We start from the raw sequence: 12,967 nt of genomic DNA on the forward strand, positions 1-12,967 counted from the left end.
GACGTGAGCGCGCCCTTCAAGGTCTGGCAGTGCCGAACCTGCGGCTACATCTATGACGAGGCCGAAGGCGATCCAGGCGAGGGCCTGGCGCCAGGCACCCGTTGGGCGGACATCCCCGCCCGCTGGATCTGCCCGCTGTGCGGCACGCCCAAGTCGGACTTCGATATGATCGAGCTCTGACGTTTTTGGCCCCAAGCCCCTTCCCTCGCCAGCCTGACCGCACAATGTTCGGTCTAAGTTGGCGGGAGAAGGCGATGGGCTCGAAGTACGAACTGGCTCAGGTCAATATCGGTCGCCTGCGCGCGCCGATCGACCATCCGATGATCAAGGACTTTGCAGACAACCTCGACGCGGTGAACGCCATTGCCGAGACCTCGCCGGGCTTCGTCTGGCGACTGACGGGGGACGGCAACAACGCCACCGATCTTGCCCCCTACGAAGACCCGCTGATCGCCATCAACATGTCGGTGTGGACCGACATCCCGTCGCTGGGCGCCTTCGTCTATCGCGGCGACCACGTGAAGATCATGCGCCGCCGCCGCGAGTGGTTCGAGCACATGGAGGTCTTCATGGTGTTGTGGTGGATCCCCGCCGGTCACCGCCCGACCATCGACGAGGCCAAGGAAAAGCTGGAGCTGCTGGAGCAGTTCGGCCCGACGGCTCCGGCCTTCACCTTCAAGACGCCCTTCCCGGCGCCGGACGCCCTCCCGGTCGTTCCGGTGCTGGACGAATGCGGAGCCTAAAGCGCCGCCCCAAGCCCCCGGCGTCAGGGACTCGACTTACACACGCTGAACGAGCACATTACATCGAACGATGTTCTTTGGGAGGGTGCTCGCATGACCATTCTCGACATTCAGAAGGCTCTGGCCGCCAAGGGCTTTGACCCCGGCGCCCTGGACGGGGCCTGGGGTCGCCGCACAGCGGCGGCGGTACGCGCCTTCCAGACCAGCAAGGGCCTGCTGGCCGACGGCGTCGTCGGGCCCAAGACCGCCAAGGCCCTGCTGCCCGACGCCAAGTCCGAAAAGGACAGCCTGGAGGACGTCACCCTCGTCTGGTTCCAGGAAGCCCGCCGACTGATGGGCCTGCGCGAGACTGCGGGCCCGGGCTCGAACGCCACGCTCCTCGACTGGGCCGAAAAGCTGGGCATCGACTATGACTCCGACGACATTCCCTGGTGCGGCCTGTTCGTCGCCCATTGCATCGGCGCCACCCTGACCACCGAACCCCTGCCCAACAATCCGCTGGGCGCGCGCAACTGGATGAAGTTCGGCGGCCCCTGCACCCCGCGCCCCGGCGCGGTGATGGTGTTCTGGCGCGGAAGCCGCGAGGGGTGGCAGGGCCACGTTGCCCTGTATGTCGGCGAGGACTCCAAGGCCTATCACGTGCTGGGCGGCAACCAGGCCGACAGCGTCTGCATCACGCGCATCGCCAAGGATCGCCTTCTGGGCGCCCGCTGGCCCGCGACCGTGCCGCTGAGCAAGGCAGGCCCGCGCAAGGTGTCGGCGACCGGCGTCCTGTCGAAAAACGAAGCCTGACCCGCGTCCAATCTTGCGGCGTTTCTGGCGAAGGATGCGCTGACAGGCGGCGCGAACGGTGCTACAGGCCCGCGCCATGAAAGCCGCCGTCATCGTCTTCCCAGGGTCCAACTGCGACCGCGATTGCAAGGTCGCCATCGAGCGCTCCGCCGGAGCCCGCGTCGAGATGGTCTGGCACCAGGAAACGGCCCTGCCGGATGACCTTGACCTGGTCGTTCTGCCCGGCGGCTTCTCCTATGGCGACTATCTGCGCTGCGGCGCGATGGCGGCTCAAAGCCCGGTCATGAAGGCGGTCGTCAAGGCCGCTGATAACGGCATGGCCGTGGTCGGCATCTGCAATGGCTTCCAGGTGCTGTGCGAGGCGGGCCTGCTGCCCGGCGCCCTGCTGCGCAATGAGAAGCTGAAATACATCTGCAAGCCGGTCGAGCTGGAGATCGTCAACAGCCAGACCCGCTTCACCGCCGAGTTCGGCGAGCAGCGCGAGGCGGTGATGACCGTCGGCAACGGCGAAGGCAATTTCTTCGCCGATGAAGAGACGCTGGACCGGCTGGAGGGCGAAGGCCAGGTGGTCTTCCGCTACAAGGACAACCCCAACGGCTCGGCTCGCGACATCGCCGGCATCGTCAACCCCAAGGGCAATGTCCTGGGCCTGATGCCCCACCCCGACCGGTCATTCGACGCCGACCTCGGCTCGGAAGACGGCGCGATCCTGTTCCGCAGCGTGTTCGCCAGCGCCTAGACCTCCTTTTCCCGCGAGGGGAGAAGGATGGGCAAGCGTTACACCATAGCCCCCCGCCACAACCGCTCCTAAGGTGCCCGCTCCTTCAGGAGCGCACCATGAGTCTCGTTTCCACGTTCCGCGCCGGCCTGCTGGCCGCCGCCGCCCTCACCGTGGTCGCCACCGCCGCGCACGCACAGACTGCGGCCCAAACCGCAGCGATGACGCCGGACATCGACGGCAAGTACGTCGCCGCCAAGGTGGGCTTCGACTACGACAAGCGCGTGGTGATGATCCCCATGCGGGACGGGACCAAGCTCTACACCGTCATCGTGATCCCCAAGGGCGGCAAAAGCCTGCCGATCATGATGACCCGCACGCCCTACAACGCCGCCAAGCGGGCCACGCGCAACGAGAGCCCGCGCATGATCTCGACCCTGCCCCAGGGCGACGAGCCGTTCGTGGCCGACGGCGGCTATATCCGCGTGTTCCAGGACGTGCGCGGCAAGTACGGCTCGCAGGGCGACTATGTGATGACCCGGCCGCTGAAGGGGCCGCTGAATTCCTCCGAGGTCGACCATTCGACCGACGCCTACGACACCATCGACTGGCTGGTGAAAAACGTGCCCGAGACCAATGGCAAGGTCGGCATGCTGGGCAGCTCGTATGAGGGCTTCACCGTGGTGATGGCCCTGGTCAATCCGCACCCGGCCCTCAAGGTCGCCGCCCCGATGAGCCCGATGATCGACGGCTGGATGGGTGACGACTGGTTCCACCACGGCGCGTTCCGTCAGGTGAACTTCGACTTTTTCGCCAGCCAGACCACCGCGCGCGGCGCGGCGGACGACGTGGTGCGGCCCGGCTATGACGACTATGAAACCTTCCGCCGCGCCGGCTCGGCCGGCGACTACGCCAGGCTGAACGGTCTGGAAGGCCTGCCCTGGTGGAAGAAGATGGTCGAGAATACGGCCTACACGCCCTTCTGGAGCGAACAGGCCCTCGACAAGACCATGGCCAAGACCCCGCTGAACGTGCCGGTCATGTGGATCCAGGGCCTGTGGGACCAGGAAGACATGTGGGGCGGCGTCCACGCCTATGCCGCCACCGAGCCCAAGGACACGGCCAACGACAAGAGCTACCTGGTCCTCGGCCCCTGGCGGCACAGCCAGGTCAATTACGACGGCTACAACCTGGGTCCGTTCAAGTGGGAGGGCGACACCGCCCTGCAGTTCCGCCGCGACGTGCTCAAGCCCTTCTTCGACCAGTATCTGAAGGACGGCGCGCCCAAGGCCGACACCCCGCCGGTGCTGATCTACGACACCGGCGCCAATCACTGGGACCGGTTCAAGAGCTGGCCGCTGGCCTGCGAGAGCAACTGCCAGTCCAAGTCCAAACCGCTCTATCTGTCGGCCGGCGGCGGCCTGTCCTTCACCGCTCCGGCAGCGGCCAAGGGCGCGGCGGCCTATGACGAATATGTCTCCGATCCGGCCAAGCCGGTGCCTTACCTGCCGCGTCCGGTGCGCTTTGCGGACGGAGACCGCTGGAAGTCATGGCTGGTCACCGACCAGCGCGCCTTCGCCGATCGCACCGATGTGCTGACCTACACGACCGAGCCTCTCGACAAGCCCGTGACCATCGCCGGCGTGCCCAAGGTCAATCTGATGGCCTCGACCAGCGGCACCGACAGCGACTGGGTGGTCAAGCTGATCGACGTCTATCCCGACGAGGTCCCCAGCCAGCCCGAACTGGGCGGCTACCAGCTGGCCGTGGGCATGGACATCTTCCGGGGCCGCTATCGCGAGAGCTTCAGCGATCCCAAGGCGATCAAGCCCAACATGCCGCTGAAGTACCAGTTCATCCTGCCCACCGCGAACCACACCTTCAAACCCGGGCACCGGATCATGGTGCAGGTGCAGTCCAGCTGGTTCCCGCTCTATGACCGCAACCCGCAGACCTTCACGCCCAACATCCTGCTGGCCAAGCCGGCCGACTATGTGAAAGCGACCCAGCGGGTGTTCCACGCGGGGGAAACGGCCAGCTTCATCGAGCTGCCGGTGGTGGAGAAGTAGCGGCCCTAGAGCAAAGGTCGCCATGATTGCATCATGTCGTTTGCTCTAGATTCTTGTTTTGACGCGTTATTTCGGCGGCGAACCGGTATCCACTTCGCCGAATAACGCTCTAGTTCCGGCCTAGGGTCTGAATCCTGACAGGTTCGGTGATCATCTGCCCCTTCAGATAGGGATCGCTGGCGTTGCTGAGGGCCGGCGCCTTGTGGATCTTGCGGACCACATCCATGCCCTCGACCACCCGCCCGAACGCCGCGAAGCCTTGGCCATCGGGATTGCGGGCGCCGCCGAAATCCAGGGCTGGATTGTCGCCGATGCAGATGAAGAACTCCGCCCCCGCCGTGCCCGGCCCGTCGCGCGCCATCGAGATCACACCGTCCGTGTGGCGGATGCCTGTAGCCCTGGTCGTTTCATGGGCGATGGACGGCAGCGGGCTGTCGTCGCGGTTCAGCCCGCCCTGGATGACGCTGATGGTCGCCGGGTTGTTGTCGTTCCACGGGCCGACCGTCCGATAGAAGCTACCGCCGTCCAGGAGACGCTGGTCGGCATAGGCCAGGAAGTTGGCCGCCGAGATCGGGGCCTTGTCGGGGTAAAGTTCAATGACAATGACGCCCAGGCCCGTGCTCATTCGCACGCGAACAGGCCCCTGCCCGGCTGCGCCAAGCGGCACGATCAGCAGGCCGGCAAGCACCCGACGGCGGTCGAAATGTCCATTCAGTGACGGCATGGCGGTTAACCTCGATCGGCATCCTTGACCTTTGCAGCATGATCATGTTCGGCCGCTGCCGCCATGCCGTTTCGAGCCCTGTAGTCGCCTCACTGGATTGGCGCGGACGGCAAAGCTCGCGCCGAGGGGGAGAACGCTGGAAAGTGACGTGGGGCGCGTCACTAATCAGCGAGCACAAGAAGCGACGTTCCTGGCCCGCGCCGTCGCGCGAACGCCAGGAGCCGTCGACGAACTCGATGGGACACAACGATGAGCACTCCTGAACCCGCGAGCGGCGTCCCGGTCTGGGCTCGCAAGCGCCGCAAGCCCGGGAATCCCCTGATCGGCGTGGTCGTCGCTCCCCTGTTCCTGCTTGGCGTGCTGACGGCGGGCCTGGCGATCCAGCAGAAGTCGTTCACCGGGGCTGGAGCCCGGATGGACGGCTGGATCGCCATCGCCTGCCACCACGTCGAGGCGGCTGTCGCCGATCTGACCGGCAAGCCGGCGAAGGTCGCCCCCCCCGAGACCATGGAGGAGACCCCCGCCGGCAAATCTGGTCGCATCGGCGGATAATCCGGTCTCGAACTGGTCCTCGCCGGTGGCGGAATCCGTGACAGCGCGCTAGAACGCGCCCCCATGAGCACCCCCTCCGCGCCTGCCGCAAAGTCCATGGCCGAAACGGCCCGTGAATTCGGCCTCAACGCCGAAGAGTACGCGATCGTCCTCGACCGCCTGGGCCGCGAGCCCAACCTGGTCGAGCTGGGCGTGTTCTCGGTGATGTGGTCCGAGCACTGCTCGTACAAGTCGTCCAAGAACCAGCTGAAGAAGTTCCCGATCACCGGCCCGCGCGTCATCTGCGGCCCCGGCGAGAACGCCGGCGTCATCGACATCGGCGACGGCGACGCGATCATCTTCAAGATGGAGAGCCACAACCACCCCTCCTACATCGAGCCCTATCAGGGCGCGGCGACAGGCGTGGGCGGCATCATGCGCGATGTCTTCACGATGGGCGCCCGGCCGATCGCCCTGCTCAACGCCCTGCGTTTTGGCGATCCCAGCCACCCCAAGACCAAGCGCCTCGTCGACGGCGTGGTCGCCGGCATAGCGGGCTACGGCAACTGCGTGGGCGTGCCCACAGTGGCCGGCGAGACCAATTTCCACAGCGGCTATAACGGCAACATCCTGGTCAACGCCATGTGCGTGGGCCTGGCCGACGCCGACAAGATCTTCTACTCGGCCGCGCCGGGCGCGGGCCTGGCCGTGGTCTATTTCGGCTCCAAGACCGGTCGTGACGGCATCCACGGCGCGACCATGTCGTCGGCCGAGTTCTCGGAAGACTCCGAGGAAAAGCGCCCCACCGTCCAGGTCGGCGACCCCTTCGCCGAAAAGCTGCTGATCGAGGCGACGCTTGAGCTGATGGCCACCGGCGCCGTCGCCGCCATCCAGGACATGGGCGCTGCCGGTCTCACCTCCTCCTCGGTCGAGATGGCCGGCAAGGGCGGGGTCGGCATCGAGCTGAACATGGACATGGTCCCGCAGCGCGAAACCGGCATGAGCGCCTATGAAATGATGCTGTCGGAGAGCCAGGAGCGCATGCTGGCGGTGCTCAAGCCCGGCCGCGAGCACGAAGGCCACGCCATCTTCGAAAAGTGGGGCCTAGACGCCGCCGTCATCGGCTACACCACCGACACCGGCCGCCTGGTGCTGAAGCATCACGGCGAACTGGTCTGCGACGTGCCGCTGGCCCCGCTGTTCGATGACGCGCCGCTGTATGACCGCCCTTGGGTCCAGCCGACCCTGCATCCACGCCTCGACCCTGGCCAGATCCCCGCCCCCGCCGACTGGAACGCGGCTGTGCTCAAGGTCGTCGGTTGCCCCGACATGGCCTCCAAGCGCTGGCTTTGGGAACAGTACGACCGCCACGTCATGGCCGACACCCTGGAAGACAGCGCCACCGGCTGCGACGCCGGCATCGTGCGCATCCATGGCAAGGGCAAGGCCATCGCCGTGACCAGCGATGTCACCCCGCGCTACGTCCAGAACGACCCCTATGAGGGCGGCAAGCAGGCGGTCGCCGAAGCCTGGCGCAACCTGACGGCCGCCGGCTCGCTGCCGATCGCCATCACCGACAACCTCAACTTCGGCAGCCCCGAGAAGCCCGAGACCATGGGCCAGATCGTCCGCGCCACCGACGGCATGGCCGAGGCCTGCCGCGCGCTGGACTTCCCTGTCGTGAGCGGCAATGTCTCGCTCTACAACGAGACCAACGGCGTCGCCATTCCGCCCACCCCGACGGTCGGAGCCGTGGGTCTGCTCGTCGACTACGACCTGCGCATGGGCTTTGGCAACGTGGCCGAAGGCGACACCCTGGTGCTGATCGGGGAAAGCCGCGGCGAACTGGGCGCCTCCATCTATCTGCGCGAGATCCTGGGTCGCGAGGACGGCGCCCCGCCGCCGGTCGACCTGGCCGCCGAGCGCAAGCATGGCGACTTTGTGCGCGACCTGATCCCCACCGGCCTGGTGGCGGGTCTGCACGACCTGTCGGACGGCGGCCTGCTGATCGCGGCGGCTGATGTGGCCCTGGCCTCGAAGGTTGGCATCACCCTGAACGCCTCCAGCAGCCTGCACGCCCACCCCTATCTGTTCGGCGAGGACCAGGCCCGCTACTTGGTCGCCACGCCTGATCCGGACGCGGTGCTGGCGGCGGCCAAGGAGGCCGGCGTGCGCGCCAGCCTGGCCGGCGTGGCCGGCGGCGAGGATTTCGCCTCCACCGGCCTGTTCTCCATCCCCCTCGAAACCCTGCGCGCGGCCCACGAGGCCTGGATGCCGGGCTTCATGGGCACGGCGGCCTGAGGTCGCCCAAAATGAAACTCTCGATCCTGGCGACCGCCGCCCTGGCCTTGTCGCTGTTGACGGCCTGCGCCCCGACCGCGCCGGCGCCGTCGCCGACGGCCGAGGTCTCCGAAGCGGCCTGCGTCGCGCGCGGCGGGGTGATCCAGAGGGGCGGCAAGCTGCGGCTGCCTACCTGCGTCACGCCCTATGCCGATGCCGGCAAGACCTGCACCGACAAGGCCCAGTGCGAAGGCGCCTGCATCCTTGAGGGCAATCTGGAGCCGCAGGCGTCGGTCACGGGCCAGTGTCAGAAGACCAGCGTCCAGTTCGGCTGCTACGCCAGGGTCGAGGACGGCAAGACCACCGGCGCGATCTGCGTCGACTGATCCTGCAGGGGGTTGCGGCCCCGGATGTTCCGGGCCGGCCGCGCGCCATGACAGGGCGGGTGAACTGCCTCTCTAAGGCCACGTTTGAGCGGGACACAACATCATGCACCCCAGATTGACCCGCGCCCTGGCCATTACGGGCCTCACCCTGACACTGGGGGCCTGTGCGACAGCCGCCCCCGACCGCTCAGGCTTCCTGAGCGGCTATGAGGGCCTTCAGCCGCGGGAAAAGAGCGGCCGAGCCAAAATCCGCCAGTTTCGCGATCCAGCAGCGCTGGAGGCCGTGCGCCGCGTGACCCTGACGCCGGCGGTCCTCTCCGACGGCGCCGACAGCCGCTCGCCCCTGACGCCGGAAGAACGCCACACCGTGCTGCGCGAGGTCGATGCGCAACTGTGTTTCGAGCTGTCCGAGCGGTTCGAGATCGTCGCCGCCGATCAGGCCGACGCCGATGTGCGCGCGGCCGTCACATGGTTCGAACCCACCGGCCGGATCGCCTCTGCCGCTTCGGCAGCGTCGGGCTTCTTCATTCCGGGTCCGATAGGCCTGCGCGCTCCGGGCACACTGGGCGGACTGGGCGTCGAGGCGGAAATGCGTGCGGCCAGCGACAAGCGCCAGATCGCCGCCATCGCCTGGGCGCGGCGCGCCATGGCGGTCGGCACCGACGATCCATCCTTGTCGCGCATGGGCGATGCCCTGCAGTTCGCAGAGCCCTTTGCCGATACGGCCGCGGAGATCATGACCCCCAAGGGGCTGAAGTCGCGCAAGATCGACAGCAAAACCGACCCCTGCAAGGCCTATGGTGATCGCTTTCAGCCGGGCGGGATGATCGCCGGGGGCCTCACCAACCTGTACATTCCGGACTCCAGAGGCGAGACGCCCGCCAAGGCTCCGCCGCCGAAGAAGTAGCGGCCCCGGACCGCGTTTACGCGCGGCCCGGGAACCGGCGGGTCAGGGCATCAGCACGGTGTCGATGACGTGGATCACGCCGTTGGACTGCAGAACATCGGCGATGGTGATGTTCGAGACGCCGCCCTTGGCGTCGGTGATCGTCCAGCCGTGATGACCCTTGGCCACGGTGATCGGCTGGCCCTGTACGGTCGTGAGCACAGCCTTGCCGCCGCCGGCCTTGGCCTTGGCTTCAATGTCGGCGGCCGTCAGACGGCCCGCCACGACGTGATAGGTCAGGATGGTCGTCAGGGTGCCCTTGTTCTCGGGCTTGACCAGGGTTTCAACCGTGCCGGCCGGCAGCTTGGCGAAGGCGGCGTTGGTTGGGGCGAACACCGTGAACGGGCCCGGGCTGGACAGGGTCTCGACCAGACCAGCGGCCTTGACGGCGGCGACCAGGGTCGTGTGGTCCTTTGAGTTGACCGCGTTCTCGATAATGTTCTTGGTCGGATACATGGTGGCGCCGCCCACCATTACAGTCTTTCCATGCCCTGAGGCATGATGTTCCATTTTCGCGAATGCGGAACCGCCGCACGAGATCGCAAGCACGCCAGCGATGGCGAGCATCATGGTCTTCTTCATGGGGTCTTCTCCGGGGGAGTTACTGGTCCGTTGCTGGGACGAAGACAGCTACGGGCACGCCACGCACCCGGATGCGCGCCGGATAAAAATTAACGCCGGACCTGTCGCGAAGGCCTTTTACCAAGCGCCGCTGAGCTCGACTCCTCGCGCTCTATATCCTCGTCACCCTGGGACTTGTTCCCGCGGTGACGGCGTATTTTCAGATTTGGACCCTCTGAGGTCAGGATCAACAGCCGTTGGTATTAGCCGGCCGCTACCTCGGCGTGTTCGCGACCCGACCAGCGGGCGATGGCTTCAAGCAGCCTGGTCGGATTGATCGGCTTGCCCAGATGATCGTCCATGCCGGCGGCGATGCAATTGGCCACCTGTTCGGGCAGGACATTGGCGGTCATGGCCACGATCGGGGTGCGCGAGCCGGGAGCGTCGGTCATGGCCCGGATGCGCCGGGTGGCGGTCAAGCCGTCCATGCCCGGCATCTGGATATCCATCAGCACCAGGTCATAGCCTCCCTGGCGCAACGCCTCGACGCCCGCGACGCCGTCATTGGCCGTGTCCACCTTGATGCCGAAAGGCTCGAGCATGATGCGGATCAGCTCGCGATTGACGGCGTTGTCCTCAACCAGCAGCAGGCGCACGGCCTGATCCGGATCGGGGATCGCCGGATCCTCAAGCGGGGCTTCCGGCGCCAGATCGCACAAGGGCGCCCGGATCTGGAACCAGAAGCATGAGCCTTCGCCCTCGCGGCTGTCGACACCGATCTCGCCGCCCATCTGCTCGATGATCCGGCGTGAAATCGCCAGCCCAAGGCCCGTACCGCCAAACCGTCGGGACACCGCCGCATCGGCCTGAGAGAAACGGTCAAAGACGTTGTCCAGCTGTTGGCCGGAGATCCCGATTCCGGTGTCGCGCACCTCGACCCGCAACAAGCCCTCGCCGTCGATCAGAACCTGGTTCACGACCACCATGACCTGGCCGGTATTGGTGAATTTCACCGCGTTGGACAGGAGGTTGAGGAGCACCTGGGTCAGGCGAGGCGCATCGGCCTGCATGGCCGACAGGTGATCGGGGGCCGAAATCGCGAGGACCAGCCCCTTGGCCTCGGCCTGCCCCTCGATCAGGGCGGCGCACGAGGCGACCATAACCAGCGGATCGAAGGGTTGCGGATCCAGCTCTACGCCGCCGGCCTCAAGCCTCGAGAAGTCGAGCACGTCATTGACGACGTTGAGAAGGGTGTTGCTGGCGTCCTGGATCAGCCCCACATGCCGCGCATCCCGCTCCGACAGGGTGCTGGACCCGCGCAGAACCCCGGCAAAGCCGATAATGGCATTGAGCGGCGTACGCAGCTCATGGGTCATGTTGGCCAGGAAGTCGGACTTGGCCGCCGCCGCCGTTTGAGCCAGCTCCAGGGCGTGAGTCAGGTCCAGTTCCAGCTTCTTGCGCTCGGTGACATCGCGCGTCGTCACCAGCAGTTCGCGCTCGGCGCCGGCCACCCGTTTGTAGGTGCTCTCAAACCAGATCGGCGTGCCGTCCTTGCGGGCGCTCTCATACTCGTAAATCTTGGATTCGCCGCCGGGGATCAGGGTTCGCACCAACGCCTGGACAGTCGCATAGTCCTCAGGACTGGTCATCGCCTCAGGCGGCAGGGTCTGCCATTCCTCGACCGTAAAGCCGGTCAGCCGCTCAATTGACGGCGACATGTAGAGGCGCTCGCCGGACCGGGACCACAGGTTGATGTTGTCCGTCAGATTCTCGGAGAGAAGCCGGTAAAGCCGGTCGCTTTCGCGCAACCGCTCCAGGGCGTCCTCGGCCTCGGCCCGCCGACGCTCGGCCTCATCGATCGCCATCTGCTTGGCCGCCAGGCTGCTGGACAGATCACCCCTCAGCTGCAGCAGGCCTTGTCGTTGCTGAGTGAGGAAAAAGGCCAGCGGCGCCGCAATGACGGTGGAGATCAGCAACGTCGCAAACGGCGAATAGGCGGGTGGATTGTGCAGGATCACGATGTTGATGACATAGTCCATCACCATGGCGACACCCACGATGAGGGCAACCGTCCAGCTGGTCTTGATGATCATGTCGCGCAGCGTTGACCGGTCGATCGGAGCGAATCCTTTTGGAATTCTAGCGTGCTTGTCGGAATTTAGGGTCAGATGGTCCAAATTGCCAACAGGGGTGGCAATCGGCCGCGCCTTTGAGACCGGTCAGTGCGTGGGCTGCTGAGTGTCCAGATCCCGGTCCAGCGCCAGGCTCGCGGCGACCACGGTGGCGACCGAGCGCTTGAAGAAGTCCTGCGGGATCGTGGCGAAATCGTCGGTGCTCTTGTGATATTCGGGATGATCCTCGACCCCGAAATAGAGCCACGGCACGCCCTTCGCGGCGAAGGCGTAGTGGTCCGACTGGCTGGTCCAGTTGTTCTCCTTGCCGTCGGCGTCGGTGTCGTGCCCCAGCTTCAGGCTGACCGGCGCGGTCGCCGCCACCTTGTCCAGGATCGGCTTCAGCACCGGAAAGGGCGAAGCGCCGCTGACATAGAGCTCGTTCTTCGGGTTCTTGCTCAGCATGTCGAAATTGATGTTCAGGGCGATCATCGACAGCGGCACAGGCGGATTGGCGACGAAGGCGTGGGCCCCGCGCAGACCGCCCTCTTCGGCGTCGACCACCGCCAGGATCACATCGTGCCTGGGCGGACTGGCCTTGAAGGCTTCGGCGACAGCCAGCAGGCCGGCCACGCCCGAGGCGTTGTCGTCGGCGCCGTTGAAGATCTCGCCGCCCCGCACGCCCAGATGGTCGTAATGGGCCGAGACCACGATGGCCTTGCCGGCACGCGCAGTACCGGCAACGCGGGCCACCAGATTGATGGCGTTTACCCGGGTTCCGTCGCGCCGGGTGAAGCTGAACGGCTGCTCGAAGCTGGCGCCGATGGGCGACAGGCCGATCTCGTCAAAGCGCTTGAGGATATGCGCCCGCGCGAGGGCTGAACCCGGCGTGCCTGCCGCGCGGCCCTGCATGGCGTCGTCCGACAGGATGCGGACATCGTCCAGGGCCTTGGCGCCCGGGGTCGCGGCGAAGGCCGGGGCGGCGGCGCCCAGGGCGAAAATCAGGGCCAGAAGGCGGAGGCGCGGAGCGAAAACCTGAATCATGCCGTCCCTATGCCTGCAGACGGCTTCCAGAGGGAGTTAAATCACCTTAACCCTGCCTGTGG

Annotated in this window: 13 protein-coding genes; 9 read left to right on the top strand and 4 right to left on the bottom strand. The window is 66.1% G+C overall.

Annotated elements, in window-relative coordinates:
- Positions 1-3: 3 nt before the first annotated feature.
- The 5 genes from ACN2C8_RS11630 to ACN2C8_RS11650 all read left to right on the top strand — a co-directional run bounded on the left by ACN2C8_RS11630 (position 4) and on the right by ACN2C8_RS11650 (position 4,322).
- On the top strand, positions 4-180 hold the full coding sequence (locus ACN2C8_RS11630) for a rubredoxin (protein ID WP_419251925.1): 177 nt from the start codon (positions 4-6) through the stop codon (positions 178-180).
- 74 nt (positions 181-254) lie between these two features.
- Positions 255-743, top strand: a complete 489-nt coding sequence (locus ACN2C8_RS11635; protein ID WP_419251926.1) for a DUF3291 domain-containing protein — start codon at positions 255-257, stop codon at positions 741-743.
- A gap of 93 nt (positions 744-836) precedes the next feature.
- Positions 837-1,535 (top strand): TIGR02594 family protein, encoded by a 699-nt coding sequence (locus tag ACN2C8_RS11640; RefSeq protein WP_419251928.1) that lies wholly within the window; start codon positions 837-839, stop codon positions 1,533-1,535.
- A 76-nt stretch (positions 1,536-1,611) separates the two neighbouring features.
- On the top strand, positions 1,612-2,274 hold the full coding sequence (gene purQ, locus ACN2C8_RS11645; RefSeq protein WP_419251929.1) for a phosphoribosylformylglycinamidine synthase subunit PurQ: 663 nt from the start codon (positions 1,612-1,614) through the stop codon (positions 2,272-2,274).
- 98 nt (positions 2,275-2,372) lie between these two features.
- The gene (locus ACN2C8_RS11650) at positions 2,373-4,322 is read left to right on the top strand and encodes a CocE/NonD family hydrolase (RefSeq protein WP_419251930.1); all 1,950 of its coding nucleotides are present in this window, start codon (positions 2,373-2,375) and stop codon (positions 4,320-4,322) included.
- A 109-nt stretch (positions 4,323-4,431) separates the two neighbouring features.
- On the opposite strand, the gene ACN2C8_RS11655 is transcribed toward ACN2C8_RS11650, so the two are convergent.
- Entirely contained in the window at positions 4,432-5,046 is a 615-nt protein-coding gene (locus ACN2C8_RS11655; protein ID WP_419251931.1) for a peptidylprolyl isomerase, read from the bottom strand.
- Between the two features lie 249 nt (positions 5,047-5,295).
- Between ACN2C8_RS11655 and ACN2C8_RS11660 the strand changes: the two genes are divergently transcribed.
- The 4 genes from ACN2C8_RS11660 (at position 5,296) to ACN2C8_RS11675 (ending at position 9,150) form a co-directional block, all read left to right on the top strand.
- Positions 5,296-5,598: a hypothetical protein gene (locus tag ACN2C8_RS11660; protein ID WP_419251932.1), complete on the top strand. Its 303-nt coding sequence runs from the start codon at positions 5,296-5,298 to the stop codon at positions 5,596-5,598.
- Between the two features lie 63 nt (positions 5,599-5,661).
- On the top strand, positions 5,662-7,878 hold the full coding sequence (purL, locus tag ACN2C8_RS11665) for a phosphoribosylformylglycinamidine synthase subunit PurL (protein ID WP_419251933.1): 2,217 nt from the start codon (positions 5,662-5,664) through the stop codon (positions 7,876-7,878).
- An 11-nt stretch (positions 7,879-7,889) separates the two neighbouring features.
- Positions 7,890-8,243: a hypothetical protein gene (locus ACN2C8_RS11670; protein WP_419251934.1), complete on the top strand. Its 354-nt coding sequence runs from the start codon at positions 7,890-7,892 to the stop codon at positions 8,241-8,243.
- A 103-nt stretch (positions 8,244-8,346) separates the two neighbouring features.
- Positions 8,347-9,150: a DUF3313 family protein gene (locus ACN2C8_RS11675; protein ID WP_419251935.1), complete on the top strand. Its 804-nt coding sequence runs from the start codon at positions 8,347-8,349 to the stop codon at positions 9,148-9,150.
- 42 nt (positions 9,151-9,192) lie between these two features.
- Here the strand turns inward: ACN2C8_RS11675 and ACN2C8_RS11680 are convergent, their stop codons facing one another.
- The 3 genes from ACN2C8_RS11680 to ACN2C8_RS11690 form a co-directional block, all read right to left on the bottom strand.
- On the bottom strand, positions 9,193-9,771 hold the full coding sequence (locus ACN2C8_RS11680) for a fasciclin domain-containing protein (protein WP_419251936.1): 579 nt from the start codon (positions 9,769-9,771) through the stop codon (positions 9,193-9,195).
- A 242-nt stretch (positions 9,772-10,013) separates the two neighbouring features.
- Positions 10,014-11,843: an ATP-binding protein gene (locus ACN2C8_RS11685; protein WP_419251937.1), complete on the bottom strand. Its 1,830-nt coding sequence runs from the start codon at positions 11,841-11,843 to the stop codon at positions 10,014-10,016.
- Positions 11,844-11,969: 126 nt separating this feature from the next.
- Positions 11,970-12,905 (bottom strand): M20/M25/M40 family metallo-hydrolase, encoded by a 936-nt coding sequence (locus ACN2C8_RS11690; RefSeq protein WP_419251938.1) that lies wholly within the window; start codon positions 12,903-12,905, stop codon positions 11,970-11,972.
- Between the last annotated feature and the right edge of the window lie 62 nt (positions 12,906-12,967).

It is taken from the genome of Caulobacter sp. ErkDOM-C (assembly GCF_048541825.1).
Classification (GTDB): domain Bacteria; phylum Pseudomonadota; class Alphaproteobacteria; order Caulobacterales; family Caulobacteraceae; genus Caulobacter.

What these genes read in the sequence shown, in the direction of transcription:
- ACN2C8_RS11635 (WP_419251926.1), top strand. Translation starts at nt 255, where the DNA reads ATGGGCTCGAAGTACGAACTGGCTCAGGTCAATATCGGTCGCCTGCGC.
- ACN2C8_RS11640 (WP_419251928.1), top strand. Translation starts at nt 837, where the DNA reads ATGACCATTCTCGACATTCAGAAGGCTCTGGCCGCCAAGGGCTTTGAC.
- purQ (WP_419251929.1), top strand. Translation starts at nt 1,612, where the DNA reads ATGAAAGCCGCCGTCATCGTCTTCCCAGGGTCCAACTGCGACCGCGAT.
- ACN2C8_RS11650 (WP_419251930.1), top strand. Translation starts at nt 2,373, where the DNA reads ATGAGTCTCGTTTCCACGTTCCGCGCCGGCCTGCTGGCCGCCGCCGCC.
- ACN2C8_RS11655 (WP_419251931.1), bottom strand. Translation starts at nt 5,046, where the DNA reads ATGCCGTCACTGAATGGACATTTCGACCGCCGTCGGGTGCTTGCCGGC.
- ACN2C8_RS11660 (WP_419251932.1), top strand. Translation starts at nt 5,296, where the DNA reads ATGAGCACTCCTGAACCCGCGAGCGGCGTCCCGGTCTGGGCTCGCAAG.
- purL (WP_419251933.1), top strand. Translation starts at nt 5,662, where the DNA reads ATGAGCACCCCCTCCGCGCCTGCCGCAAAGTCCATGGCCGAAACGGCC.
- ACN2C8_RS11670 (WP_419251934.1), top strand. Translation starts at nt 7,890, where the DNA reads ATGAAACTCTCGATCCTGGCGACCGCCGCCCTGGCCTTGTCGCTGTTG.
- ACN2C8_RS11675 (WP_419251935.1), top strand. Translation starts at nt 8,347, where the DNA reads ATGCACCCCAGATTGACCCGCGCCCTGGCCATTACGGGCCTCACCCTG.
- ACN2C8_RS11680 (WP_419251936.1), bottom strand. Translation starts at nt 9,771, where the DNA reads ATGAAGAAGACCATGATGCTCGCCATCGCTGGCGTGCTTGCGATCTCG.
- ACN2C8_RS11685 (WP_419251937.1), bottom strand. Translation starts at nt 11,843, where the DNA reads ATGATCATCAAGACCAGCTGGACGGTTGCCCTCATCGTGGGTGTCGCC.
- ACN2C8_RS11690 (WP_419251938.1), bottom strand. Translation starts at nt 12,905, where the DNA reads ATGATTCAGGTTTTCGCTCCGCGCCTCCGCCTTCTGGCCCTGATTTTC.